The following is a 24,975-nucleotide window of genomic DNA, read 5'->3' on the forward strand; positions in this document are numbered from 1 at the left end:
TCACGACATTGCTCCCGATCTGCCGGCGCTTACTTGGCAGCCACCTTGGCGGCTGCTTCGTCCGACTTGTTCGGCGAACCCGGGATCGGCGTGTTGAGGTACGGGAAGCTATTGCGGAACTCGCTGGCACTGACAATCGCGCCATCGGTATATGGCAGGTCGTTGGACGGTGCATCAGCCTTCGGCAGCAACGCACCCATCGCGACGCGCAGTTCGATATCGACCACGTCATCACCCGGGCGACGACCATTCGGGAAGCCTGCAATGTCACCGGTCAATGCGCCCAGGTTGCTTTGGTCCGCGGCAGCCTTCGTTGCGATCGAGGTATTGAGTCGCATCATTTCAGCAGGACGCACGTTGGCCGGTTTGTTCAGGCCCTCCAGCCCGGTCAGGAATGCTGCGACCAAGTCTGTGCGCGGATAAAGCGTGGGTGCTTGCACGCCCGGGAACAGCGTCTGGATCAGGATCGGCAAGCTGGGGTTGGTGACGTACTTGGCGAATTGTCCGTCGTCATAGGGCTGCGAGGCGTTGAACTTGTCCTTGTCCGGCAACCCGATCACGATTTCATTCACCAGCGGCGCGGACAGGCGCGATACCGCTTCCATCCTGCGAAACTTGCCCCGCGTATAAGCGGTCGTCCACGCACCGATGATTGGATCCGCGCCCTTGGTCAGGCATGAGATCGGCAATTCAAGTGCAATGGTAGTGACGTTCTTGTCGGAGATCGTGTTCTTTTCGGCATCGCGTGGACCCACCGGATTGGTGTTGATCAGGTCGAAGATCTCGCCTAGATTCACTGCGAAACCATCCTGGCGCTGGCCGACAAACACGCGACCTTCGCCTGCACAACCCGGTATTGCGATCCGCGAGATTGCAGCATCTGCGTACTTGGCGTACTCCGGGATCGACTTCGTGCCGATGTTGTCGGAGGGCTTGTCGAACACCCGCTTGTTGGTATCCAGGTTCACACCGATCTGCGAGCGATGCGGCTGCTCGCTGCTCACCGCGACCACGGTGTATTGTTCGACGACGTTGCGGCTGCCGTCTTGCGACGGGTCGCTACCGAACGGACCAATGTTGCTTAATGGCACCGGGATATCCATGCCACCGACTGGCACAGTGAGTCCACGCGTCTTGTTATAGAACTTGAAATAAAAGCTGCGATCCGGCCGCGCATCACCATCATTGTCGACATGGATGGCATACACCGCCTCCGGGTCCATCTGGAAGTAATTCGGGCCACCGTAAGCGTCCTGCAGCGGCTGGTAGTTGGCGATGAAGGTCACGTAGCCTGCACGACCGGATTCATAGCTACGGAACATGTAGAAGTCGGTGGCGTCGACCTTCGGGGTCTGGGTGATCAACGGTGCTTCGCGGTGGCTGGAGGCAACGGCTGAACCTGCCAGGGCAATACCGGCAGTAATGAGTGCTGAGAAAATGGCGGTACGTTTCATGGTGGGTCCTTCGTGTGTGGTGCCGCGGTCGGGCCGCGGACATTCCCGAACGAACCTTGGAAACCCAGGCATCACGTGAATGCACGCAATCAATTCCGGGTGATGCTCATGATCCGTTCACCAATGCCTACGCTGTTTTCGCGGATCCGGATGCAAACCATTCATCGGCAAATTCCAGAGATCTCTCGCGAACCGGCCAAAGTCGAACCCCGGTCGTTCGCCGGAATGACGGTATCGATGTCGCTCAGGCCTGTTCCAGCGCTTCCGACAACCGTTCCACCGCGATCACTTCGATCCCCTTCGGCGGCAGCTTCGGCGCATTCGCCTTGGGCACGATTGCGCGCTTGAAGCCATGCGTGGCCGCTTCGCGCAGGCGCTCCTCGCCATTGGGTACCGGACGGATTTCACCGGAGAGACCCACCTCGCCGAAGGCAATGGTCTTGTCGGCCAGTGGCTTGTCGCGCAATGACGACAACACCGCCAGCAACACCGGCAGGTCCGCTGCGGTTTCTTGCACGCGGATGCCGCCAACCACGTTCACGAACACGTCCTGGTCGCCGACCATGATCCCACCATGCCGATGCAGCACCGCCAGCAGCATCGCCAGTCGGTTACCTTCAAGGCCCACCGCGACTCGCCGCGGATTCGACAGCGGCGAGGCATCCACCAGCGCCTGCACTTCCACCAGCAATGGTCGCGTACCTTCGCGGGTGACCATCACGCAGCTGCCAGGCTGGCCGGCGCTGGCACCGGACAGGAAGATCGCGGACGGATTCGGCACCTCGCGCAGGCCCTTGTCGCCCATCGCGAACACGCCCAACTCATTCACCGCACCGAAGCGATTCTTGAATGCTCGCAGTACACGAAAACGCGATCCGGAATCGCCCTCGAAATACAACACTGCATCGACCATGTGCTCGAGCACGCGCGGGCCGGCGATGCCACCTTCCTTGGTCACATGGCCGACCAGGAATACTGCAGTGCCGGTCTCTTTCGCATAGCGCACCAGTCGCGCCGCGGATTCACGGACCTGGCTTACAGAACCCGGCGCGGCGGTCAACGACTCGGTCCACAAGGTCTGGATGGAGTCGGCGATGATCAGTTTCGGCCGCGCGGCCACCGCATGTTCAAGGATGCGTTCGACGCAGGTCTCGGCGAGTCCCTGAAGCCCGTCCAGCGGTAATCCCAGACGCACGGCGCGCCCAGCGACCTGCGCCAGCGATTCCTCGCCAGTGACATACAGGCCGGGCATGGTCGGCGCCATCAATGCCAGCGCCTGCAACAACAGGGTCGACTTGCCGATACCGGGATCGCCGCCAACCAAAACCACCGCGCCTTCGGCCAGTCCACCACCGAGCACGCGATCGAACTCACTGATGCCTGTGCTGACTCGCGCCTGCTCGCCATGGCGCACATCGGCCAATGTGGTCACCTTCGGTGCATCGATCTTGCCGGCCCAGCCGCTGCGCCGCGAGGCCGGCGACTTCGCCTGCACCGCGCTTTCCAGCACGATCTCGGCCAACGAATTCCACGCCCCGCAGGCCTCACACTGGCCCTGCCACTTGGCGTAGTCGGCGCCGCATTCGCTGCAGACGTAAGCGGTGCGGCGCTTGGAAGCAGCCGAGTTGGACCCTAGCTTGGCCATGCCGGAACCTGATGGACGAGGCAACCACTGTAACGGGCCGATGTCGCAATGGGCGAGACCATAAGCACCCGAATCACACGCAGGAACCTCCCGTGAGACCATGGGGAAATGCCGTTTTAATGGCCGTCGCGACGGTTCTCTGCGAAAATAAGCGGTTAGTTGGCCCCGTAGCTCAGCTGGATAGAGCGGTCCCCTCCTAAGGGACAGGTCGTGCGTTCGAATCGCGCCGGGGTCACCACGATCAAGCGTTCCCCCTGTCTTTCGTAATCTGGAGTCTCCCATGTCCCACCCCGTCCTCACCGCGCTTGGCCTCAAGGCCGAGGAATCCGGCACTTATCTCGGCAATGGCGAGTGGTCCAGGACCACCGACGCCGGCGTGATCGAGCCGGTCAATCCGACCACCGGCGAAGTGCTGGGCCGCGTGCATGCGTCGTCGCAGGCTGATTACGATGTGATCATCGAGCGTGCCCAGGCCGCCTTCAAGGTCTGGCGCACCACCCCGGCACCGCGCCGCGGCGAAGCGATCCGCCTGTGCGCGGACGCGCTGCGCACGCACAAGGACGAGCTGGGCTCACTGGTTGCGCTGGAAATGGGCAAGTCCAAGCCGGAAGGTGATGGCGAAGTGCAGGAAATGATCGACATCGGCGAATTCGCCGTGGGCCTGTCGCGCCAGCTCTACGGCCTGACCATGCACAGCGAGCGGCCCGGCCACCGCATGTACGAGCAGTGGCATCCGATCGGCCTGGTCGGGATCATCAGCGCGTTCAACTTCCCGGTCGCGGTCTGGGCCTGGAATGCGTTCGTCGCGTCGGTCTGCGGCGACATCTGCATCTGGAAGCCGTCGCCCAAGACCCCGCTATCGGCGATTGCCTCCCTGAAGATCTGCAACGAGGCGCTGCGCGAGGGCGGCTTCCCCGACATCTTCTTCCTGATCAACGATGCCGGCACCGAGCTGGCTTCGACCTTCGTCGACGACAAGCGCATCCCGCTGATCAGCTTCACCGGCAGCACCAAGGTCGGCCGCATGGTCGGCGAGCGCTGCGCGCGCCGCATGGGCCGCAGCCTGCTGGAACTTGGCGGCAACAACGCGATCATCATGGATGAAACCGCCGACCTGAAGCTGGCGATCCCGGCGATTGTCTTTGGCGCGGTCGGCACTGCAGGCCAGCGTTGCACCTCCACGCGCCGCCTGATCGTGCACGAATCGATCCATGACGACGTGCTGGCGAAACTCGTGACCGCCTACAAGCAGGTCGAAAAGAAAATCGGCGACCCGACCGATCCTGCGAACCTGATGGGCCCGCTCAACAGCCGCGATGGCGTCGATGCCTATCTCGACTCGATCGCAGCGGCCAAGGCCGCCGGTGGCACCGTTGAAACCGGCGGCGAAGCGATCGAGGGCAAGGGCAACTTCGTGTTGCCGGCAATTGTCACCGGCCTCACCAATGACGCCCCCATCGTCCAGCACGAGACCTTCGCGCCAATTCTCTACGTGATGAAATACCGCAACCTCGACGATGCCATCGCCATGCAGAACGCGGTGCCGCAGGGCCTGTCCTCGGCCATCTTCACCACCAACCTCAAGCGCGCCGAAGCGTTCCTGGCCGCGTCCGGTTCCGACTGCGGCATTGCCAACGTCAACATCGGCACCAGCGGCGCCGAGATCGGCGGCGCGTTCGGTGGTGAAAAGGAAACCGGCGGTGGCCGCGAATCGGGTTCCGATGCGTGGAAGGCGTACATGCGCCGGCAGACCAACACCATCAACTACTCTGACTCCATGCCGCTGGCACAGGGCATCAAGTTCGACCTCTGAGGACAACCCATGAACGCAGTGACACGCACGACCAGCGCAATGGCCATCATCAGCCTGGTGTCCGGCATCCTCGGCTGGACCCTGGTGCCGTTCCTCGGCAGCATTGTTGCTGTGATCACCGGCCACATGGCACGCGGCGAAATCCGTCGCGCTCCGGATCGGCTGGATGGCGACGGCATGGCGATCGCCGGGTTGATACTTGGTTACGCATCGATCGCCATGGCGATTCTCGCAGTGTTCGCGTTCATTCTGTTCTTTGGCGGCCTGGCCTGGATAGCCACGATGTCGGGGCACTGAATCCTTGTATTCGCTCGCCCGTCCCTTCCTGTTCGCGTTCAACGCCGAGCGAGCGCATGCGCTCGCACTGGTGTCGCTGGAGGCGGCTTATCGCAGCGGGGTGAACCCGCTGCTAGCCACAACTGCGAAACCGTTGCCGACCAAGGCCTTCGGCCTGACCTTCGCCAACCCGGTCGGGTTGGCGGCAGGCATGGACAAGAACGGCGCGCATATCGATGCGCTGATGGCATTGGGTTTCGGATTCGTCGAAATCGGCACCACCACCCCGCGCCCGCAACCGGGCAACCCGAAGCCGCGTATGTTCCGCCTGCCCAAACAGCAGGCGGTGATCAATCGTCTTGGCTTCAACAACCTGGGCGTGGATGCGCTGGTGCGCAATGTCGAGCGCGCCAAGCGCACACGCGCATTGCTTGGTATCAACATCGGCAAGAATAAGGACACCGCCAACGAGGATGCCGCCAGCGATTACCTGCATTGCCTGGAACGCGTGTATCCGCTGGCCGACTACATCACCATCAACATTTCCTCGCCGAACACCGCCGGCCTGCGTGAGCTGCAGGAGGAACAGGCACTACGGCGCCTGGTCGGCACCCTGCGTGAGGCGCAGGAACGGCTCGGTTCGCAGCATGGCAAGCGGGTACCGATGCTGGTCAAGATCGCACCCGACCTGTCGGACAACGACATCGATGCCGCCGGTCGCGTGCTTGGTGACCTCGGCGTGGATGGGGTGATCGCCGGCAATACCACCATCTCGCGCGAAGGCCTGGAAGGCGTGCGGCATGCCGATGAAGTCGGCGGTCTGTCCGGTGCGCCATTGATGGCCAGGTCCACCGCGGTTTTGCGGATGCTGCGCACGCGTCTGCCGGAACACATCCCGCTGATCGGTGTGGGCGGCATCCTGCATGGCGCCGATGCCGCAACCAAGCAGGCAGCCGGCGCCATTTTGGTTCAGACCTATACCGGTCTGGTCTACCGCGGCCCGGCCCTGATCGGCGAATGCGTGGAAGCACTGCGCCGGCGCAAGGAAGCCCCAAGCCGCGGGACCCTGCTGCCTGAATGACCGACACGTCGAACAGCGCGTCGACTGCGGCGTATCGCATCCATGAGGATGCGCGGTTGGAGGCGCGCAACACCTTCGGGATCGCTGCGACCGCGCCGATGCTGATCGAAGTCAACGACAGCGCTGCCCTGCCCGAATTGTTCGGTTACGCAATGCTGCGCGATGGGCCAGTGCTGGTACTTGGCGGCGGCAGCAACCTGCTGTTCGCAGGCGATCCGCAAGGTGTCGTACTTGCGCTGACCGCACAACGGATCGCCATCATTGAAGACGATGGCGAGACCGCAGTCGTGCGTGCCGATGCTGGCGTGAGCTGGCACGACCTGGTGTTGTGGACGCTGGGCCACAGGCTGTGCGGTCTGGAAAACCTGGCCCTGATTCCCGGCACCGTCGGCGCGGCACCGATCCAGAACATCGGCGCGTATGGCGTGGAAGTGCGTGACTGCATCCATGCAGTGGACGCCTTCGACCGACGCGGTGGCAGCATGATCCAGCTGGACAACGATGCCTGCGCCTTCGCTTACCGCGATAGCCTGTTCAAACGCGATCCCGAGCATTACGTGGTGACCGCAGTGGAGTTCGTGTTGTCGCGCACGCCCGCGTTGAAACTGGACTACGCCGGTATCGGTGATGAACTGCAGGCGATGGGCATCGACACACCGCGCGCATCACAGGTCGCCGAAGCGGTGATCCGCATCCGCCAGCGCAAGCTGCCGGATCCGAATGTGCTGGGCAATGCCGGCAGCTTCTTCAAGAATCCCATCGTCGCTTTCGATGTCGCCGAGGCATTGCTGGCCCAACACCCATCGATGCCGGTGTTCCGTGTAAAACCGGGGTCAGAGTCGCCTTTTTCTTAAAATGGCGACTCTGACCCCGGTTTTATCACCGGCACGCGCAAGCTGTCCGCCGCATGGCTGATCGATCAATGCGGCTGGAAAGGGCATCGCGACCAGGATGGCGAAGGCGATGCCGGCGTTTCCGAATCACATGCGCTGGTGCTGGTCAACCACGGCCATGCCAGCGGCGCGCAACTGCTCGACCTCGCCCGCCGCATCGCCGCATCCGTGCACGCGCGCTTCGGCGTGGCGATCGAACCCGAGCCGCGCATCATTGGTGCGAGCTGGTGAGTACAATTTCTTGAGCATGGCCCGATGAGTACAGGCACCACATCCCCACAAATGCGCGCCGCGCTGCTGATGCTGTCCAGCACCGTCAGTTTCGGCTTGATGGCGGTGTGCATCCGCTTGTCCAGCGCGACCGAACCGGTCTTCGAGATCGCATTTTTCCGCAACCTGTTCGGCCTGCTCGCCCTGTTGCCGGTGTTGTTGTGGCCCGCCATCCGCAGCGGACGGCCGATTGCCGGACTGCGCAAGACCCTGCACACCAAACAATTGCCGCGCTACCTGGTGCGCTGCCTGATCGGCGTGATCAGCATGTACTTCGGCTTCTGGTCGATAGCCAACCTGCCGCTGTCGCAGGCCATCGCGCTGGCGTATTCCTCGCCGATCTTCGTCACCATTGCCGCAGTAATGCTACTCGGCGAAAAGGTCCACATGCGCCGATGGACGGCGGTGCTGGCCGGTTTCGTCGGCGTGATGGTGATCGTGCGGCCGTGGTCGCAGGCATTCACCGCAGGCAGCCTGGTGGCAGTGTCGGCGGCCGTGATCACCGCGGTCGTCGCGATCCAGATCAAGCAGCTCTCGCGCGAGGACGGCGCGGACACGATTGTGTTGTGGACCTACCTGTTCTGGGTGCCGCTGTCGCTGCTGCCGGCACTGTGGGTGTGGCATCCGCCGCAGGGCATCGCCTGGCTGTGGCTGGCGCTGTCCGGCGTGCTCGGCACCGCTGGCCAGTTGCTGTGGACGCGCGCGCTGAAGATCGGCGAAGTCTCGGCACTGACACCCATCAGTTTTGTGCAACTGGTGATCGTGACCATAGCCGGCTGGCTGTGGTTCGGCGAAGTGCTGGACCGCTGGACCGCGACCGGCGCCGCGATCATCTTCAGCGCGACCGCTTACATCGCCCACCGCGAAGCGGTGCTGGCGCGCAGGGCTGCCTCGCAGGCACCCAGCAAAGCCGCGATACCCGGCGAGTAAGCCTTACTTGGCCGCAGTGCGCGCCGCCAGCGCTTCCTCGCGTTCGGTCTTGCGGATGTCTTCGGCCTTCTTCACCTGTTCATCGGACAAGGTCTCCGGCTTCGCATCCAGCAGCGGCAATATATAACGCGCGCGCAGCGCATCAGCCTCGGCGCGCTTACTGGAACCACGCAACTGGCCTTCAAGCTGCCAGGCGGCATCGACCGTGCGCACGTCGTCCGCGCCCAGCGCGCCCTCGCGCAGCGCAAGCAGTTCCCGGTACGAGGCGATGGCAAGCGCGTGGTCACCGAGTGCGTCCGCGGCCTGCGCCCGGATGTCGTAACCCATCTGCACCTGTGGATGCTTGTCGCCCAGCACTTCACGCGCAACTGGCAACACCTGTTCGAGCAAGGCCAGCGACGCTTTCGGCTGGCCAGCCTGATAGAGGGTCGCCGCGCGGTTGAGCTGGATGAACAGCGTGTCCGGATGTTTTGGTCCAAGCAGGCGCGTGCGCGCCTCGGCGACCTCGGCTTGCAGGCGGATGGCCTCAACGAAGTGTCCCATCCGTGCATGCAAGGTGGACAAGTTGAGCTTCGATCGAAGCGTTTGCGGATTGTCGGCGCCGAGCACCCGCGTACGCGCTTCCAGTACCGCATTGGAAATCGGCAATGCCTCCTCATACTTGCCACTGTCCACCAACATGGTCGCCAGGTTGCCGCGCTCGCCCAGTGTTTCCGGGTGTTCGGCACCAAGCCTGCGAGTCTGCGTCTCTACCAACCCACGTTGCAGGGCGACACCACCTTCTTTGTCACCGGTCATCATGCGCATCACTGCAAGGTTGTGCAGCGAGCCGAGCGTATCGGCATGGCCTGCACCCAGCACTGCCGTACGCAGCGGTACGAGTCTCTCCAGCAGGTCGCGGCCGATCTTCGGCTCGCCCATGCGCCCGACCAGGATCGCCAGGTTGTTGGTCACTTCCATGCTGGCCGGGTCGCGTTCGCCACGCAGCTCCAGGCTGTCGGCGCGCAGGGTTTCCAGCATCGTGCGTGCGCGCTTGCGATCACCCAGTGCGGAAATTGCCTCGGCTTCGTTCATCCGCAACTTGATCAGCAGCGGATCGGCCCGCGCCAGTCTTCCGGCATTCGCCAATGCAGCCTGCAGCAATACCAATGCGGGTTTTGGCTGGGCGTCGTCCAGCAACGCGCTGGCCTGTTCCTGCCGCGCACGCAAGGTTTCCGGCGATGCGGCGCCGAGCGCCTTGCTGCGGTAATCGGCGACCTGCGCGAAGCCGCGTGCAGCATCTTTCGGAAGCCCGAGCGCCACCCGCACGCGGGCGACCGATTCGCGCAGGTCGGCGGCGAGCAATGGCTCGCGGACGAAATCGCGATCGATCGCGCGCTCGGCATTGGCCAGGATGTCGCGATCGACCAGGCCACGGGCGACATCGGCTGTGCTGATCACTGCCAGCCCGCGCTCAAGCGCGGCGGCATCCGGCGGGTCGGCCACCAGCAACTGGCGGCGCAGGTCGCCGGCCATGCCAATACCCATGGCCTCGATGTCGATGCCCTGCAGCATTGATTGCTGGAAAGTCGCGACCTTTTCCAACTGCGCGCTGCGCTGCTCGGCAATCGCACGTTGTGCACGCGCCTGCAGCAAACCGTAAACCGACAGCGCCAACCCTCCCAGCAGGGCCAGCAAGGCAAAACTCGCGGTGATGAATCCTGTCCGGTGGCGCTGCGCGAACTTGCGCCAGGCGTATGCGCGCGATGCCGGCACTGCCTGCAACGGCTTGCCGTCGAGGAACCGTTGCAAGTCTTCGGCCATCGCCGCGGCGGAGGCATAGCGCTGGTTGCGGTCGTGGCGCAAGGCCTTGGCCACCACCCAATCGAGCTCACTGCGCAATACCCGCCGCATGCGCGAAAGTGGCTGCCCGCGCGCCTGCGCCAGGTGCGCGGCGTCGGTCGGAGACAAGGTCGACAGCTGTTCCGACGGCAGCCGCAGACTGCGGTCGTTGCTGGTGACGGTTTCGCCGGCTGCCAGCGGGCGCTGGCCAGTCAATAGTTCGCATAGCACCACGCCCAGCGCATAGACATCACTGCGAGTATCGACCAATGCCTGGTCGCCACCGGCCTGTTCCGGACTCATGTAGTCTGGCGTGCCGGCCACTTCGCGACCATCGGTCAGTGAGGTCGCCGTGGCGATGCCGAAGTCGATGATCTTCGGCAACGCGCGGCCATCGACCTTGTCCACCAGCAGGTTGCCCGGCTTCAGGTCGCGATGGATCACGCCCTTCTGGTGCGCGTGCTGCACGCCCTCGCAGACCCGGATGAACAGACGGAGGCGTTCGGCCAGCGACAAGCCATGCTCGTCGCAATACCGGGTGATCGGACTGCCGGCGATGAATTCCATCGCGAAAAATGGATACCCGTCCGGCGTGGTATCGGCATCGAAGATCTGGGCAATCGCGGGGTGCCGCATCTGCGCCAACAACTGGCGCTCGACTTCGAAATAGGCCAGGTGGCGCGCGTCGAGCTTCTTCGCACGCAACAGCTTGAGCGCCACCGTACGACGTACCGGCTCCAGTTGTTCGGCACGGTAGACCTCGCCCATGCCGCCGCGGCCAAGCAGGCTTTCGATGCGGTACCGACCCAACAGCGCTCCCGCTGGCAAAGCCGCAGCATCGACCACACTCGAAGCGCCAGCCGAACGCGTCGCCAGCAATTGCGTGCGTTCCGGATCGTCGTGCGTACCCTGTGCCATGCGCCCCCCTTTCACTGGATTCTAGCGAACACGCGGCACGGCCACTGCGCGGACGCTACACTCATCAATGCCGCCGCCCGCCCCGCCGACAACAATGGACACGGACGACCAACCCAACGACACCACCCAACGCACGATGCTGACGCCTGGGCCATTGCGGCCCGCGCCGCGTTCGGCCTGCGTGGTGGTGATCCACGGCGAAGGCCTGGGGCGACGTGCGGATATCGGCGAAGCACCGGTGCTGGTGGGCCGTTCGCAGGAAGCTGACCTGGTCATCGTGCACAGGAGCGTCTCGCGCGAGCACTGCCGCATATGGCGCGAGGGCGCCGGCTATCGCGTCCGCGACCTTGGCGCAACCAATATTACCCGTCTCAATGATACGCGCATCGAATGCGACACAGTGCTGGCCGACGGCGACCAGGTGACCGTGGGCGAAAGCATCCTCAAGTTCATCAGCCAGGACAGCGTGGAAGCGCGCTACCACGAAGAGATCTATCAGCTCGCCACCCACGACGCATTGACCGACCTGAACAACCGGCGTCACTTCATCGAACTGGCCGACAACGAGATCTCGCGAGCGATACGGCATGGACGGCCATTGTCGCTGTGCATTCTCGATGTCGATCTGTTCAAGCCGGTCAACGACCGTTACGGCCACATTTCCGGCGATGAAGTGCTGCGACAGATCGCCGCGTTGCTGCGCAAGCATGCGCTCAACGACGATATCGTCGCGCGCATTGGCGGTGAGGAATTCGCCTTGCTGCTCCCCGAATGCGATGCCGAAGCCGCACGGCTGTTCGCCGAACGCCTGCGCGAAGCGATCGCGGCCACCCTGTTCAGCCCTGGCGGCGAACCGCAGCACATCACTGTCAGTATTGGTATCGCCGAACTGGCGCCGGACCGCGACACACGACCCGCGTTGATGGCCGCCGCTGATACCGCCCTGTACCGCGCCAAGAGCGAGGGGCGCAATCGGGTCCGTGTGGAAGCCTAGTGGTCCTCAGTCCTGCTGCCAAGGCCTGCGCTGGTTGAAGACAAGCGCGTATATGCCCACTGTCCAGACCAGTGCAGCGGTCCAGCCTGCGAGAATGTCGGACGGGTAATGCACGCCGAGGTACAAGCGTGAAAGCCCGACCAGTACCACGAAAGCAGAGGCGACAATCGCAACCGGCCAGCGCCAGCGGGTGGGCCAAGCCAGCAGCACCAGCACGCAGGCCAACGTCATCGATCCCATCGCATGCCCGCTCGGGAAGCTGTAGCTGGATTCGGGCGCAATTGATTCCCATAGCGTTGGCCGCGTGCGCGCGAACAGCTGCTTGGCGCCCAGGTTGAGCAATGCGGAACCAATGATCGCAACACCGGCAAACAGCCCCTCGCCCAGCCTGCGGCGAAGCGCCAGCGCGAGGACCAGCACGACGTCCAGCGGTACCACGCCATGCAAATAGCCAAGCGCTGACATCCGCACGAAGAACGTGTCCCATCCCGCGTTCGCAAGTGTGTGCGCGAACTGCAGCAGTGGTGCATCAAAGAAGAATAGCTGGCCTGCGTGCAGGTCTTCGGCCAATTCGCCGAAGCCCCATAGCGGCAGCAGGACGCCGCCGAATACCAGTAGCAGACGCCGCCAGCGACGACGCAGGAAATCGAGACCGAAGCGGGCGTCTTCGTGCGCCGCTTGCAACGCAACTTGCGGATCGTGCTTGGAGGCCTGTACGGGATTCGACATGTGAGGGGACCGGGTGGAAGTTTTTCGGATCATGGGCACTGCGATGTTCATGGCTCGCGAAGACTGCAGGCAGTCGTTTGAGGCTAGAGGTACGCCTCGATGCTCACGTCATCGATCTGGTCGGCAAGCATGAAACGTAGAGCGTACTCACGGAACACGCCGCTGCGCAGGAACAGCTCGAACAGCTCAGGATCGATGTGCTGGTCTTGGCGCATCCTGGCCATGATCGACAACGCCTCCGACAGTTTCTTGCCCGACTTGTAAGGCCGGTCTGCGGCAGTTAGCGCCTCGAAGATGTCGGCGATCGCCATCATCCGCGCCAGCGGGCTCAATTGGTCGCGACCCAGTCGTTTCGGATAGCCGGTACCGTCCATCTTCTCGTGGTGGCCACCGGCGATCTCCGGCACCGCACGCAGGTGTCGCGGGAACGGCAGCTCATTGAGCATGATGATGGTCTGCACCATGTGCTCGTTGATCTTGTAGCGTTCCTCCGCGGTCAGGGTGCCGCGGCTGATCGACAGGTTGTGCAGCTCGCCTCGGTTGTAGAGTAATTCCGGCACATCCATCCGGAAGCCCCAACGATTGTCCGGCGGCATTTTTTCCGCGTCCGGCCGTTCAAACCGATGCTCGGGTTTGTCGGCAAGCAGGGTTTCCTCGACTGGCAATGCTTCCGCCTGTCCCGGTTTGCGGGCCAGCTCATCGCGTGACAGCCCAAGTCGGTCATCCAAGGTGCGAAGCCAGCGCCGCGCGCCGATCTCGCGCAGGCGCGCCTGCTTGTCCGGCGACAGGAACTCGCCACCCACATTGCAGGTGGCGACGAATGCGAATTCTTCGTCCAGCGTCGCCTTCAACGCATCGCACTGTTGCTGCAACGCAGGTTCGTCGCCGCCCTCAGCCACGCCGCGCCAGTAATCGACATCGGCATCGCGCTTGAGCACTTCGAAGCGCGTGCGGACTTCATGGATACGGTCGTTCAGCGTTTCGAGTTTTGTCGCCTTGTCCACCACGTATTCCGGTGTCGTGACCTTGCCGCAGTCGTGCAGCCAGGCCGCGATGTGCAGCGCCTCCCACTGCTCCGGGTCGAGGTCGAAATCCGCATACGGGCCATCCTGCGCCGCACAGGCCGCGCGCGCGAGCATGAAAGTGATCTCCGGCACCCGTTCGCAGTGACCGCCGGTGTAGGGACTCTGTGCGTCGATCGCACCGGCGAGCATGCGGATCGTTGCCTGCGTCAGTGCCTTCTCGCCACGCAGCAGTTCCTGGGTTTCCAGTGCGGTGGCCGCGCTGGCCGCCAAGGCAGCAATAAAACTGGTGCTGGCTTCATCGATCCCGCCATCCTTGAACAGCAGCAGCATGCCCAGCAGCTGCGCACGGCGGTCACGCAACGGCAGCGCCAGCGCAGACAATGATGCAAGCGCGGGATCCAGCCCGAGCGCCTGCAACTCCCCGACTTCCAGCCGGCCACAGGCCGGCTCCATTGTGAAGCGCGCTTGCGCCATCAAATCCGGCAAAGTCTCCTGCACCAGCGTCGGCAGATCCTGCACGGCATGGGCCATGCCACCGCTGGTATCCACGGCGGTCGCGCGCAGGGCCTCGCTGCTGGCATCGACCAGATACAGCACACCGCCGCGTGCCACGGCGATGTCGACCATCTTGTCCAGCAGCCATGGCTGCAGGGCTTCCAGATCGGTTTCAGTCGCCAGTCGATGGTTGATCCGCAGGAAACGGCGCACCGCATCGCGCATCAGGTCGAACGCACCTCCCAGTTGGTCGATCTCGCGCACCCTGGAATGTATGACCGGGTGATCGCTGAAATCGAACCGGCGTACGGCTTCAGCTTCGCGGCCCAGACGCACCAAGGATGCCGACAACCGGCGCGATGCCAGCAGCGCGACAAGCGCCACCAAGAGCGCCAGCAGTGCGAATTCCCACTGGCCCGGGATAACATCGCCGAACCAGCGCAGACCCACGCTGGTCGCGAGCACCAATCCGACCGACAGCACGGTAATGTGCAGGTAAAGCGGGAAACTCGTGCGTTTTCCGTCCATGGCATCCCCTGATGCGGCCAACACACCGAGTCTAGCGCGCAATATCAGGCTTCGCCCACGCTGCAATGTTCAATTCGTACCGTTCAATCCTGCGACGCAGCAGCCCGGTAACGTTGCTCCACGTAATCGTCGATCAGGGCGACGAATTCCTGGGCGATGTTCGCGCCGCGCAGGGTGACGGTTTTTTCACCATCCACGAAGACCGGCGCCGAGGGTGCCTCGCCCGTTCCTGGCAACGAGATACCGATGTTGGCGTGGCGCGACTCGCCCGGTCCATTGACGATGCAGCCCATCACCGCCAGGGTCATGTTTTCGGCACCCGGATGGCTGATCTTCCACTCCGGCATGCGCGCGCGCACATGCTCCTGCACTGTCTGCGCCAATTCCTGGAAGAACTCCGACGTCGTGCGGCCGCAACCCGGGCATGCGGTGACCATCGGCGTGAATGCGCGCAGGCCCATGGTCTGCAGCAGTTCCTGCGCCACGATGACCTCCTGCGTGCGCGCCCCGCCCGGTTCTGGCGTGAGCGAAATGCGGATGGTGTCGCCGATGCCTTCCTGCAGCAGCACGCCGAGCGCGGCGCAGGACGCCACGATGCCCTTGCTGCCAATGCCGGCTTCGGTCAAACCCAGATGCAGGGCAAAGTCACTGCGGACTGCCAGGTCGCGATAGACCGCGATCAATTCCTGGACGCCGCTGACCTTTGCACTGAGCACGATGCGTTCGGCGGGCAGTCCAATTTCGACCGCGCGCGCCGCCGAATCCAGCGCTGATCGAATCAGTGCTTCGCGCAGCACCCGTCCGGCATCCCAGGGTTCAGAGCGCTGGGCATTTTCGTCCATCAACTGAGTGGCGAGCGACTGGTCCAGCGAGCCCCAATTGACGCCGATCCGCACCGGTTTGTCGTACAACAAGGCAAACTCGATCATCTGACCGAATTGGGTGTCGCGCTTCTTGCCGAAGCCGACATTGCCGGGGTTGATCCGGTACTTGGCCAGCGCCTGCGCGCACGCTGGCTCATTGGCCAGCAGCGTGTGCCCGTTGTAGTGGAAGTCCCCGATGATCGGCACGTGCACGCCCATCATTGCGAGCTTCTCGACAATGCGCGGCACTGCAGCGGCGGATTCCGCGTTGTTGACCGTAACCCGCACCAGCTCCGAGCCGGCGCGCCAGAGTTCGGCCACCTGTTTGGTGGTCGAGGCCACGTCGGCGGTATCGGTATTGGTCATCGACTGCACCACCACGGGCGCATCGCCACCGATCTTCACGCCGCCGATCACGACCTGGCGGGTGGCGCGGCGTTGCGCGGGGCCAAACTGGTCGGCGCGGCAGGGCGGAATTGGATCTGTCGTCATGCTGCTTATTGTAGAGCGGGACTTGACCCGCTACCCACCAGCATTTCGTCGTAGCCAGCCGGCGGGTCAAGACCCGCCGCTACAATGGTGATGTGCAAGACGACCAGCAACACATCCTCACTCCCAGCCAGCTGAACACGCTGGCCCGCGACCTGCTGGAAGGCGCATTCCCGCTGGTGCTGGTCGAGGGCGAAATCGGCAACATGTCGCGACCTGGTTCTGGCCACCTGTATTTCACCCTGAAAGATGCGCGCGCGCAGGTGCGTTGCGCGCTGTTCAAGCCCAAGAGCCAGTGGCTCAAATTCGCCCCGCGCGAGGGCTTGCGAGTGCTCGCACGCGGTCGGTTGACGCTGTACGAAGCCCGTGGCGACTACCAGCTGGTGCTGGATTCCATTGAAGATGCCGGCGAAGGCGCTCTGCGCCGTGCACTGGATGAGCTGAAGGCTCGCCTGCAGGCCGAGGGCCTGTTCGATGCTGCCCGCAAGCGCGCCCTGCCCGCGTGGCCGCGCCGGCTGGCGGTGTTGACCTCGCCAAGTGGCGCGGTGATCCGGGACATCGTCAGCGTGCTGCGCAGGCGCTTCCCGCTGGTCGAACTCGACCTGCTGCCTGTCCCCGTGCAGGGTGACACTGCAGCCGCGCAGATACGCGCAATGCTGCAACGCGCGATCGACTGCGGCCGCTATGACGCGATCCTGCTGGCGCGCGGCGGCGGCTCGCTGGAGGACCTGTGGGCGTTCAATGACGAAGCACTGGCCCGCATGATCGCCGCCAGCCCGGTGCCTGTGGTCAGCGCGATCGGACATGAAACGGATTTCTCGCTCAGCGACTTTGCCGCCGATCTGCGCGCGCCAACGCCCTCAGCCGCGGCGGAATTGCTGGTGCCAGACCGCACTGCACTGTCCGCGCGACTGGATGCATTGCATCGGCGACTGATCACACTTCAACAGCATGCAGCACGCGAACGCAACCAGCGAGCGGATCACGCCTTCCTGCGTCTGCAGGCCATGCGCCCGCAAGCGCGGCTGTCTGCTCTTGCCCAGCGCGCGCAACAGGCGAATGCGCGGCTATCCAATGCAATGCAACGCCGGCTTGAACGCGACCGTGCGTCGCTACGCCATGCCGACAGCGTGCTGCGTGCCAGCCATCCGCGCCGCACGATCGAGCGCTTGCGCGAACGCCTGGCATCGCTGCAGGGCCGCCCGCAGGTGTTGCTGGCGCGACGGTTGCAGCACGATGCCCTGCGCCTGCGCGGACTAGCGCGTTCGCTGCATGCGATCAGCCCGCTTGCCACGGTCGCCCGCGGCTACAGCATCCTCCAGCACGACGATGGCCGGATCGTGCGCAGCATTGGCGATGCTGCTGCCGGCGACATACTGGATGCGCGCCTGCACGACGGGCATTTGCAATTGCAGGTGCAAGGAAAGCACTGAGCGGACATCTACGGCCAGGATCGAAACCGTCGCACCTCGTTGCCGTTTTTTGCGCTCAATCCTCGAGCGGTACGGGCCTGCCGAACAGGTAGCCCTGCGCGTAGATGCAGCCCAGCTCGCGCAGGCATTCACGCTGGGCCATGGTTTCCACGCCCTCGGCGATGATCTCGATGCCCAGGCTGCCGGCCAATGCAACGATCGCGCGGATCACCGCCACGCTTTCGTTGCGCGCATCGCCTGACAGGTCGGCGACGAAACTGCGGTCGATCTTGAGCGCCGCGATCGGGAACCGGTGCAGGTAGGACAGCGCCGAGAAGCCGGTGCCAAAATCGTCCAACTGCGCAAGAACGCCTTGGCTGCGCAGCAAGTTGAGCGTCTCGCTGATGCGCGGTGCATCGTCAAGCAGCGCGACCTCTGTGATCTCGATGCGCAACCGCGATGGATCCACGCCCGCCACATCCAACAGCCCGAGCAGGCGTTCGGCGAAATCCGGCGAGCGGAAATGCCGCGGCGATACATTGATCGCCACGTAACCGGGCATCGCATGCGTCGCCATGTCGGCGATCACCCGGGCATACATCAGCCAGTCGACCTGTTCGATCAGGCCACTGTCCTCGCCCACGTCGATGAACTCGCCGGGCGCCAGCAAGCCGCGCTTTTCATGCCGCCAGCGCAGCAATGCCTCGCCGCCCACCTGCTCGGCATTGCCCAGCTTCACGATCGGCTGGTAATACGGTTCGAAGGCATCGTTGTTGATCGCGCGGCGCAGGTCGGACTCCAGGTCCAACGCGCGCAGCACTTCGTCGCGCATGGCCTCGTCGAACAACATGCTGCGGTCGCGGCCATCGCTCTTCGCCCGGTACATCGCGGCATCCGCGTCGCGCAGCATTTCCTCGCCAGTGTCGTAGCGTGGCTGCCACATGGCGATGCCAATACTGGCGGTGGGGAACAGTTCACGCCCGGCGATCCAGATTGGCGCACCCAGTGCCGCCAACACCCGGTGCGCGAGCTCCTCGGCCATCCCCGGCCCATCCAGGCCCTCGGCGAGTATCGCGAATTCGTCGCCGCCCAATCGCGTGACCATGTCGTCGCCACGCATGCTGCTGGCGATGCGGCGCCCGGATTCCACCAGCAGTTCATCGCCGACCGCATGGCCCACGCTGTCGTTGACCAGCTTGAAGCGGTCCAGGTCGAGGAACAGCACCGCGAAGCATGCATCGGCATGTTTGCGTGCATTGGCGATGGCCAGATCGAGTTTCTCAAGCAACTGCGCGCGATTGGGCAGTCCGGTCAGCACGTCATGCATGGCCTGATGGGTCAGCTTGCGTTCGGCGCGCATGCGCTCGCTGATCTGTTCGACCAGTTCTGCGTTGGCTTCGGCCAGTTCACGGGTGCGTTCGCTGACCCGCTGCTCCAGCCCGGCATGCGCCAGCACCAGCTTGTCCTGTGCCTGCTTGCGGGCCAGGCCGCTGCCGATGTGGAAGGCGACGAAGGTCAGCAGTTCCTGGTCGTGGATGCTGAACGTGAATTCCGGCGAATAGCTCTGCACCGCAATTACGCCGACGACCTTGTCCTCATGCAGCAAGGGCACCCCGAGCCAGCAATGCGCCAGCGCACCATGGCTGATCACCTTGCCCGCGCTTTCCAGTTGCGAAATCCGCCTGCGGTCGGCCAGCAAGGGCTTGCCCGTGCTCAGAACGTATTCGGTCAGGCTACTGGCAATCTTGCGTGGCTTGCGCACGATGTCGCGCTCGTCGACGGAATAGGCGAATTCCAGCATCGTTGCATCGGCCGACAGCATCGCGATGTAGAAATTGCGGGCATATAGCAGACCGCCGACGACCTTGTGGATCTCGGCGTAGAAGTGCTCCAGGCTGTCGCTGATCATCGACAATTCGGCGATGCGGAACAGGGTTCGCTGCAATTCCTGCGAACGTTGGCGCTCCACCACCTCGGCTTGCAGGTCCAGGTTCGCCTGCTTGAGTGCGCGGGTACGCTCCTCGACGCGCTGCTCGAGCCGCTCGCGCGCATGGTGGCGATCCAGCGCAGTCAGGATGTGCTGGGCCACATAGGTCAGCAACGCCCGATCTTCATCGCTGTAGACCGACGGATGCTCGTAGCTTTGCACCACGATGCCGCCAACCACCCGATCCTCGCGCAGCATCGGCACGCCTAGCCAGTCCGCGCTATCCGGCCCGTTGCTGGGATCGGGCGGAATGCTGCGCTGTGCCCTGAGTTCCCGCGAAGGGCCGCGCATGGCCTCCCCGCCCTGTAGCAGTGCCACGGTCAGGTTGGCATCGGCCTTGTCGAAATCGAGTTCGGCATCCGGATCGTTGATGAACGGATCGAGCTTGTCGACGAAGTACAGGAAACGGATCTTCTGGCGGAATTCGTCGTACAGCACGATGTAGAAGTTTTCCGCGTACATCAGCGCACCGACGATCACGTGGATCCGCCTGAGCATGTCCTGCATGTCCTGGCTACCACCGGCCAGGTCGGCGATCTCGTACAGCGACTGCTGCAGGCGCTCTGAACGGCGCAGGGACTCGATCCGCTGCCCGGCCTGCTGCAACAGCTGGATCAGATCTTCCTTGCCAAGCTGAGCATGATCCTGCTCACCCGGCGGCATGTGCGCGTCATTCGCGCCATTCGGCAATTGCACTACCCGGACCCCATTCATGCAGTGAGCATACTGTTTACTACGCCAGAGGGCAGCACGACCGGCAACCCTTCCCGGCCATCCCATGCGTTTGCAGGAACATGGCAGCTTCCAGCATCCTCGCCCAATCGCTGTTTTCGCCCTTTCCTGCGCACCCGCCAGTCCGTACGCTGGTGGGCATGGATGGCCTGGATACCAGCGACGAAACCCTGATGCTCGCCTATGCGGCGGGCGAAGTGGGTGCGTTCGACCAGTTGTATGCCCGCCATCGCGGCAAGCTCTACCGCTACCTGTTGCGCCAATTGCGCGACAACGGGCTGGCCGACGAAGTCTTCCAGGACACCTGGCAGCGGGTGATCAGCGCACGTGAAGGCTGGAAACCGGATCCCGGCTTCGCCACCTGGCTGTACACGATTGCCCATCATCGCCTGCACGACCATTGGCGCGCTGCCAAACACCGTCCACCGGCGCCGGCAGACGCCGATGAACGCGCGGCGCGTGTTGCCGATCCGGATACGCCCGAACGCGTAGTGTCGGAATTCGAGCGCCGGCGCCAGCTGCAACTGGCCCTGGACGACCTGCCCGAGGATCAACGTGAGGTACTGCTGTTGCGGCTGGAACAGGAACTGACGCTTGAGGAGATAGGTGAAGTCACCGGCGTCGGCCGCGAGACCGTAAAGTCGCGCCTGCGCTATGCGATGGACAAACTGCGTGCGAGGCTGCCGACATGAACCAGCGCCCACCACAATCGCCACATTTGCTGGATGCCGAGGAACGCGCGCTGGCCAAGGCCTTGCCGCGCCTGCACGGCCGCACCGCGCCCGCTCCCGATCTGGATGCAAGCATCCTGGCTGCTGCTCAGGCAGCGGTACGTCCTGCCAGGCCGGCAAAGTCCCCGACCAGGCCGCGCGTCAGCTGGATCGCCCCGATTGCGCTGGCGGCGTCAATGGTCCTGGCAGTGAGCATGGCCTGGCAGCTGCGACCATTGCCTGGCTTGGAAGCCGCCCAGCCAGCAGCTCAGCCTGACGCGAGCGACACGCAGGCGGTGCGCATGTTCGAGTCCCTTCCTACCGACATACCAGTGCCGATGGTGCAATCGAAACCGGCACCTGTGCCGGTACCGTCAATCGCGCCCGCACCCCAGCAAGCCACTTCGTCCGTAGTCGGCGCGCAGGAAGCCTTGCCACCTGCCGATGATCAATCATTGCAGACGCCCGTCCCGCTGCTCTCACCATCCGCGCGCCCGATAGCTGCAGCGCCGTCATCGCCAGCGCCGCCTGCACCGACTTCAGCGATGTCGGCAGAAGCCGCATCGGGCGCAGCACCGCCGGCCAAGACCCTGGACCCCCTGCGTGCAAGCGATCGCACCATGCGTGCACGCACGACCGCGCCTGCAGCCGCTGCCAAAGCCAGTAGCGATTTCATGGTGCGCGACGACGCACCTGCTGCAGACAAGTCAGGCGTGGCGGACAGTGCCCGACAAGCCGCGGCCAATGCGGTGCGGCCAGCGCCAGCGGCGCCAGTGCCCCCGGTCGGGCGCAACGAAGCCGAACTGGCAGCCGATGCCGGCTTCGTCGACGATCCCGGCGTGGACATTCCACCCGCCACCGCGGCATCGCCCGCTGTGCGCGATGCCTGGCTGCATCGCATCGGCGAGTTGCTGGAACAGGGCAAGCGTCAGGATGCCAAGGCCAGCCTGGCCGAATTCAGGCGCCGCTATCCTGCCGCAGTGCTGCCACCTGCGCTGCATGCGCTCGAAATCGAACACTGACTGCCGCTGCAGCCGGTGCACCGTTAACATGTACGGATGAATTCCCCCACGCCGGCGCCGGCCAAGGCGCCCATCGGTTCCCTGCGCGCACTGTGGCCATTCGTGCGCAGGTATCGCGGCCTGTTCATCGCCTGGCTGCTGGCGCTGTCGCTGTCCTCCAGTGCATCGCTGAGCCTGCCGTTCGCCTTCCGCATCATGATCGACGAGGGCTTCAGTAGCGGCAGTGCCGGCAGCATCGACCGCGCCTTCCTGCTCCTGTTCGTGGTGGCACTGGTGCTCGCGCTCGGCACTGCTACGCGCTTCTTCTTCGTCTCGATCTTGGGCGAACGGGTTGTCGCGGACTTGCGCACCGAACTCTATGCACACCTGATCAGCCTGGATGCCGGTTTCTACGATCGCACCCGCAGTGGAGAACTGGTCTCGCGCCTGACCTCCGACGTCGAGCTGATCCGCAACATCATCGGCAGCGTCATGTCGATCGCCTTGCGCAGCACGATTACCGCCATCGGCGCAATGGTGTTGCTGTTCGTCACCAGCCCGAGGCTGGCGGCGTGGGCGCTGATTGGCATCCCATTGGCGGTGCTGCCGGTGATCTTCGGCGCACGCAAGATCCGCAAGATTTCGCGCAGCAACCAGGACCGTATCGCCGATGCGAATGCGCTGGCCACGGAAACCCTTGGCGCGGTGCGCACGGTGCAGGCGCATGCCCGCGAAGGCTATGAGCGTGGGCGTTTCGCCAATGCGGTCGACATCGCCGTGGGCACCGCGCGCAAGCGGATCGGCGCACAGGCACTGATGACCGGCGCCACGATTACGCTGTTTTTCGGCGCGATAACGCTGGTGCTGTGGTCTGGTGCGCATGACGTGATTGCCGGGCGCATGAGCGCCGGCACACTGATCCAGTTCGTGCTGTATGCACTGTTCGGCGGTGGCTCGGTGGCGGCGCTGGCCGAGGTCTGGAATGAACTGCAGAAAGCGGCGGGCGGCATGGGCCGGATCAACGATCTGCTGCAGGAACGCCCAGGGATTGTTGCTCCCGCAAATCCACGTGTACTGCCATCGCCCGTGCGCGGCGAGATCAGATTCGACGATGTCACTTTCCATTACCCGCAGCGCCCGGAAGCTCCGGCGCTTGAAGGTTTCAACCTGCATGTGCGGCCGGGCGAAACCGTGGCGCTGGTCGGCCCCTCCGGCGCCGGCAAGAGCACGGTCTTCACCCTGTTGCTGCGCTTCCACGATCCGCAACTTGGCCACGTCAGCGTAGATGGCATTGACCTGCGTGAACTTGATCCCGCGCTGCTGCGCGATGCGATCGCCCTCGTTCCGCAACAACCGACGCTGTTTGCCGCCAGCGCCGCCGATAACATCCGCTATGGCCGCCTGGACGCGACCGATGCAGAGGTCCACCAGGCTGCCGAATCCGCCGAGGCCGACGGCTTCCTGGATGCATTGAAAGACGGTTTCGCCAGCGAGCTTGGCGAACGCGGCACACGCCTGTCCGGCGGCCAGCAGCAACGCGTGGCCATTGCCCGCGCCCTGCTCAAGGACGCGCCGGTGCTGCTGCTGGACGAGGCGACTTCCGCGCTCGACGCGCAGAGCGAACGCGCGGTGCAGCATGCACTGGAAAACCTGATGGCGGGGCGCACCACGCTGGTAATCGCGCATCGCCTGGCCACCGTGCTGATGGCCGACCGCATCGTGGTGATGGACGCCGGCCGCATCGTCGCAGAGGGCACGCATCAGCAGTTGCTGGCACAGCACGGGCTGTATGCAGAGCTGGCACGGCTGCAGTTCCTTGATTGAAGCGGGACATGCGTGATCGTGCCTTGAAAGGGACACACTCATGAGCCAGGTACTGGTTACCGGCGGCAGCGGTTTCATCGGTGGCCATGCGATCGCACAACTGCTCGCGCAAGGCCATGTTGTGCATGCAAGCGTGCGCGGGCTGCAGCGAGAATCGGCGGTACGCGCAATGCTATCGGCAGCTGGCATCAATGCTGGTGAACGCCTGCGATTCTTCGCCGCCGACCTGACCGCTGATGCCGGCTGGACCGATGCAGTAGGTGGCTGCGACTTCGTACTGCACGTGGCATCGCCATTCCCGTCGGGAATCCCAAGGCATGAGGACGACATCATCGTGCCGGCACGCGAAGGCGGCTTGCGCGTCTTGCGTGCGGCGCGCGATGCAGGCGTGCGACGGGTCGTGCTGACATCGTCGTTCGCCGCGGTCGGCTATGGCCATGGGGAACAACAAGCCGCATTCGATGAGACCACGTGGACCAACCTTGCAGGCAACGATGTTTCCGCCTACGCAAAATCCAAGACGTTGGCCGAGCGTGCGGCGTGGGATTTCATCGAACGCGAAGGCGGAACACTGGAATTGGCTGTTGTCAATCCGGTCGGTGTGTTCGGCCCGGTCATGGGTCCCGACTACGCAACCTCGATTCTGCTGGTGCAGAAGCTGATGGATGGCGCCCTGCCTGGAAGCCCCAACCTGTGCTTCGGCGTGGTCGACGTGCGCGACGTGGTCGACCTGCACTTGCGCGCGATGGTGGATCCCGCCGCAAACGGCGAACGCTTCCTGGCAGTGGCTGGCGATTTCATGCGGATGCAAGAGATAGCCCACGTACTCAAACAGCGAATGGGCGATGCCGCACGCCGGGTACCCTCGCGCCAGCTACCGAACTGGATGGTCAGGCTGGCCGCACTGGTGGACCCGAACGTGCGCCAGATCGTGCCAGAACTGGGCAAGTACAAGAACGCGACCAGCGCCAAGGCGCGACGCGTGCTGGGCTGGTCTCCGCGCTCCAACGAGGATGCGCTGGTGGCGACAGCCGAAAGCCTGTTACAGCTTGGCTTGCTAAGAACAGCGCTCTAAACGTCAAACC

At 63.9% G+C, this 24,975-nt stretch carries 17 protein-coding genes, 1 tRNA gene and 1 pseudogene; 12 read left to right on the forward strand and 7 right to left on the reverse strand.

Features of this window, described 5'->3' with window-relative positions; translation table 11 throughout:
- Positions 1–29: 29 nt before the first annotated feature.
- Together PSV05_RS11325 and radA are read right to left on the reverse strand one after the other, a co-directional pair.
- Complete coding sequence (locus tag PSV05_RS11325; RefSeq protein WP_300065160.1) at positions 30–1,454, reverse strand: DUF4331 domain-containing protein; 1,425 nt, start codon at positions 1,452–1,454, stop codon at positions 30–32.
- A 244-nt stretch (positions 1,455–1,698) separates the two neighbouring features.
- The gene (gene radA, locus PSV05_RS11330; protein ID WP_300065162.1) at positions 1,699–3,099 is read right to left on the reverse strand and encodes a DNA repair protein RadA; all 1,401 of its coding nucleotides are present in this window, start codon (positions 3,097–3,099) and stop codon (positions 1,699–1,701) included.
- Positions 3,100–3,260: 161 nt separating this feature from the next.
- Between radA and PSV05_RS11335 the strand changes: the two genes are divergently transcribed.
- The 6 genes and pseudogenes from PSV05_RS11335 (at position 3,261) to PSV05_RS11360 (ending at position 8,362) form a co-directional block, all read left to right on the forward strand.
- Positions 3,261–3,337, forward strand: a tRNA-Arg gene (locus tag PSV05_RS11335).
- Positions 3,338–3,379: 42 nt separating this feature from the next.
- A complete protein-coding gene (locus PSV05_RS11340; protein ID WP_300065164.1) occupies positions 3,380–4,912 on the forward strand; it encodes an aldehyde dehydrogenase family protein in 1,533 nt (510 codons plus the stop codon).
- Between the two features lie 9 nt (positions 4,913–4,921).
- Positions 4,922–5,209, forward strand: a complete 288-nt coding sequence (locus PSV05_RS11345; RefSeq protein WP_300065166.1) for a DUF4190 domain-containing protein — start codon at positions 4,922–4,924, stop codon at positions 5,207–5,209.
- A 4-nt stretch (positions 5,210–5,213) separates the two neighbouring features.
- Positions 5,214–6,269, forward strand: coding sequence for a quinone-dependent dihydroorotate dehydrogenase (locus PSV05_RS11350; RefSeq protein ID WP_300065168.1), 1,056 nt, complete (start codon positions 5,214–5,216; stop codon positions 6,267–6,269).
- A pseudogene (gene murB, locus PSV05_RS11355) lies at positions 6,266–7,393 on the forward strand (UDP-N-acetylmuramate dehydrogenase). Before PSV05_RS11350 ends, murB begins: the two are co-directional and overlap by 4 nt.
- A gap of 51 nt (positions 7,394–7,444) precedes the next feature.
- Positions 7,445–8,362: a DMT family transporter gene (locus PSV05_RS11360; RefSeq protein ID WP_300065492.1), complete on the forward strand. Its 918-nt coding sequence runs from the start codon at positions 7,445–7,447 to the stop codon at positions 8,360–8,362.
- Between the two features lie 3 nt (positions 8,363–8,365).
- Here PSV05_RS11360 and PSV05_RS11365 read toward each other — a convergent pair whose 3' ends face one another.
- On the reverse strand, positions 8,366–11,101 hold the full coding sequence (locus tag PSV05_RS11365) for a tetratricopeptide repeat protein (protein ID WP_300065170.1): 2,736 nt from the start codon (positions 11,099–11,101) through the stop codon (positions 8,366–8,368).
- A gap of 67 nt (positions 11,102–11,168) precedes the next feature.
- On the opposite strand from PSV05_RS11365, the gene PSV05_RS11370 reads away from it, so the two are divergent.
- On the forward strand, positions 11,169–12,095 hold the full coding sequence (locus PSV05_RS11370) for a GGDEF domain-containing protein (RefSeq protein WP_300065172.1): 927 nt from the start codon (positions 11,169–11,171) through the stop codon (positions 12,093–12,095).
- 6 nt (positions 12,096–12,101) lie between these two features.
- Here the strand turns inward: PSV05_RS11370 and PSV05_RS11375 are convergent, their stop codons facing one another.
- The 3 genes from PSV05_RS11375 to ispG form a co-directional block, all read right to left on the reverse strand.
- Entirely contained in the window at positions 12,102–12,824 is a 723-nt protein-coding gene (locus PSV05_RS11375) for a phosphatase PAP2 family protein (RefSeq protein ID WP_300065174.1), read from the reverse strand.
- An 83-nt stretch (positions 12,825–12,907) separates the two neighbouring features.
- Positions 12,908–14,872, reverse strand: coding sequence for an HD domain-containing phosphohydrolase (locus tag PSV05_RS11380; protein ID WP_300065176.1), 1,965 nt, complete (start codon positions 14,870–14,872; stop codon positions 12,908–12,910).
- A gap of 83 nt (positions 14,873–14,955) precedes the next feature.
- Positions 14,956–16,227 (reverse strand): flavodoxin-dependent (E)-4-hydroxy-3-methylbut-2-enyl-diphosphate synthase, encoded by a 1,272-nt coding sequence (ispG, locus tag PSV05_RS11385; RefSeq protein WP_300065178.1) that lies wholly within the window; start codon positions 16,225–16,227, stop codon positions 14,956–14,958.
- Positions 16,228–16,319: 92 nt separating this feature from the next.
- On the opposite strand from ispG, the gene xseA reads away from it, so the two are divergent.
- Positions 16,320–17,657, forward strand: coding sequence for an exodeoxyribonuclease VII large subunit (gene xseA, locus PSV05_RS11390; protein WP_300065180.1), 1,338 nt, complete (start codon positions 16,320–16,322; stop codon positions 17,655–17,657).
- Between the two features lie 55 nt (positions 17,658–17,712).
- Here xseA and PSV05_RS11395 read toward each other — a convergent pair whose 3' ends face one another.
- A complete protein-coding gene (locus tag PSV05_RS11395) occupies positions 17,713–20,337 on the reverse strand; it encodes an EAL domain-containing protein (protein WP_300065182.1) in 2,625 nt (874 codons plus the stop codon).
- Between the two features lie 158 nt (positions 20,338–20,495).
- Here PSV05_RS11395 and PSV05_RS11400 point away from each other — a divergent pair, with 158 nt between their 5' ends.
- From PSV05_RS11400 to PSV05_RS11415, 4 genes are read left to right on the forward strand one after another with little or no spacing between them, the layout of a single operon-like run.
- The gene (locus PSV05_RS11400) at positions 20,496–21,047 is read left to right on the forward strand and encodes an RNA polymerase sigma factor (protein WP_300065494.1); all 552 of its coding nucleotides are present in this window, start codon (positions 20,496–20,498) and stop codon (positions 21,045–21,047) included.
- Positions 21,044–22,087 (forward strand): hypothetical protein, encoded by a 1,044-nt coding sequence (locus PSV05_RS11405; RefSeq protein ID WP_300065184.1) that lies wholly within the window; start codon positions 21,044–21,046, stop codon positions 22,085–22,087. Before PSV05_RS11400 ends, PSV05_RS11405 begins: the two co-directional genes overlap by 4 nt.
- Positions 22,088–22,123: 36 nt before the next feature.
- Complete coding sequence (locus PSV05_RS11410) at positions 22,124–23,890, forward strand: ABC transporter transmembrane domain-containing protein (protein ID WP_300065186.1); 1,767 nt, start codon at positions 22,124–22,126, stop codon at positions 23,888–23,890.
- A gap of 40 nt (positions 23,891–23,930) precedes the next feature.
- Entirely contained in the window at positions 23,931–24,965 is a 1,035-nt protein-coding gene (locus PSV05_RS11415; RefSeq protein WP_300065188.1) for an aldehyde reductase, read from the forward strand.
- The last annotated feature ends 10 nt before the right edge of the window (positions 24,966–24,975 follow it).

It is taken from the genome of Thermomonas sp. (genome assembly GCF_029945965.1).
Classification (GTDB): domain Bacteria; phylum Pseudomonadota; class Gammaproteobacteria; order Xanthomonadales; family Xanthomonadaceae; genus Thermomonas.

Bases quoted from the DNA above. Each gene is read 5' to 3' on its own strand.
- PSV05_RS11325 (WP_300065160.1), bottom strand. From the start codon at position 1,454: ATGAAACGTACCGCCATTTTCTCAGCACTCATTACTGCCGGTATTGCC.
- radA (WP_300065162.1), bottom strand. From the start codon at position 3,099: ATGGCCAAGCTAGGGTCCAACTCGGCTGCTTCCAAGCGCCGCACCGCT.
- PSV05_RS11340 (WP_300065164.1), top strand. From the start codon at position 3,380: ATGTCCCACCCCGTCCTCACCGCGCTTGGCCTCAAGGCCGAGGAATCC.
- PSV05_RS11345 (WP_300065166.1), top strand. From the start codon at position 4,922: ATGAACGCAGTGACACGCACGACCAGCGCAATGGCCATCATCAGCCTG.
- PSV05_RS11360 (WP_300065492.1), top strand. From the start codon at position 7,445: ATGCGCGCCGCGCTGCTGATGCTGTCCAGCACCGTCAGTTTCGGCTTG.
- PSV05_RS11365 (WP_300065170.1), bottom strand. From the start codon at position 11,101: ATGGCACAGGGTACGCACGACGATCCGGAACGCACGCAATTGCTGGCG.
- PSV05_RS11370 (WP_300065172.1), top strand. From the start codon at position 11,169: ATGCCGCCGCCCGCCCCGCCGACAACAATGGACACGGACGACCAACCC.
- PSV05_RS11375 (WP_300065174.1), bottom strand. From the start codon at position 12,824: ATGTCGAATCCCGTACAGGCCTCCAAGCACGATCCGCAAGTTGCGTTG.
- PSV05_RS11380 (WP_300065176.1), bottom strand. From the start codon at position 14,872: ATGGACGGAAAACGCACGAGTTTCCCGCTTTACCTGCACATTACCGTG.
- ispG (WP_300065178.1), bottom strand. From the start codon at position 16,227: ATGACGACAGATCCAATTCCGCCCTGCCGCGCCGACCAGTTTGGCCCC.
- PSV05_RS11395 (WP_300065182.1), bottom strand. From the start codon at position 20,337: ATGAATGGGGTCCGGGTAGTGCAATTGCCGAATGGCGCGAATGACGCG.
- PSV05_RS11400 (WP_300065494.1), top strand. From the start codon at position 20,496: ATGGATGGCCTGGATACCAGCGACGAAACCCTGATGCTCGCCTATGCG.
- PSV05_RS11405 (WP_300065184.1), top strand. From the start codon at position 21,044: ATGAACCAGCGCCCACCACAATCGCCACATTTGCTGGATGCCGAGGAA.
- PSV05_RS11410 (WP_300065186.1), top strand. From the start codon at position 22,124: ATGAATTCCCCCACGCCGGCGCCGGCCAAGGCGCCCATCGGTTCCCTG.
- PSV05_RS11415 (WP_300065188.1), top strand. From the start codon at position 23,931: ATGAGCCAGGTACTGGTTACCGGCGGCAGCGGTTTCATCGGTGGCCAT.